This window comes from Campylobacter sp. IFREMER_LSEM_CL1890 (genome assembly GCF_025772045.1).
Classification (GTDB): domain Bacteria; phylum Campylobacterota; class Campylobacteria; order Campylobacterales; family Campylobacteraceae; genus Campylobacter_D; species Campylobacter_D lari_D.
Genome location: NZ_JAKMRK010000034.1, coordinates 1 through 1080, shown reverse-complemented (window position 1 = coordinate 1080; position 1080 = coordinate 1). Strand labels below are relative to the sequence as shown.

Annotated in this window: 1 protein-coding gene; it reads right to left on the bottom strand. The window is 28.6% G+C overall.

All coding sequences use genetic code 11. From position 1 onward, the window contains the following. On the bottom strand, nucleotides 1-936 hold a 936-nt coding region (locus L8W57_RS07830; RefSeq protein ID WP_263662325.1), incomplete at its 3' end, for a cache domain-containing protein. Nucleotides 937-1080: the final 144 nt, after the last annotated feature.

Below are 1080 nucleotides of genomic sequence, written 5' to 3'. Positions count from 1 at the left end.
ATTAATCATAAATCTTATAATTACAAGAGCAATTACCAAGCTTATAACACCAATAATGATTTGTTGTATTAAAGCTTTATTTACCGGGTCTTTATAGATTTTTTCATCTGCAATCACACAAACATTATATCCTGTTGAAGATTTCTGACAAATCACAGCCTTGCGAGGAGCATTTCCATCTTCAATTAACATTGGTGAGCTTGAAAGAAGTCCTGATTTTCCTTCAGGTGTTGAAAGATATGATTTTACTATATTTTGACTTAATTCATTTTTTGTTAATAATGCCTCAGAAGATTCATGAAAAAGTATAGTTCCATCATTATCTAAAACCACAGTATATCCGCTTTGTGACCTTCCCATTGATAATACATTATCTGAAAAAGTATTTAAATCATAATTTCCACCTACTGCACCTATAAATTTACCATTAACAACTATAGGATATGAAAAAGATAAAGAAGGAGCTTTTAAGCTAGGGGCAATATAAGGCTTTGATATTACAACTTTGTTTTCTCCAGAAGCAACACTTGTGTACCAACTTCTTGTTCTAGGATCATAGCCATCAGATGGCATTTGATGGTTTCCATTTGATCTAATCATTGCACCATTGTATGCAAGTCCTACATATAGCACATCAAAACGACTAGCTTCTTTTGCAACTTTAACCATAGTGTAAATTTCTTCTAAACTCGCATTAGGATTTTTTTGCAATTCAGAGGCGACAGATCTAATAGCATCGCTTCTTGAAGCAGTGTAGTCATCAAAATTCTTTAAAACATCTTGCATTGTTTTAACTTGTATATCATTGATGAGTTTTTGAACATCATGCTTTACTTCAGCATAATTAAATGCATTTGCTATAAATAAAATAGCTATAATTGCTAAAAAAACAAAAAAAGTTAATTTTCCCGTTAAACTTCTTGTAATGTTTTTCATAATGAATTATCCTTGTTTAAAAATTGTAAATTTTAAGGGAAAAATTATCTTGTATTATTTTTAATAAAAAAATGCATTATTTAAATATAAAAAAACTATTTTTTAATAAAAAAATTATAAAAAATAACAATCACATCCAATCAA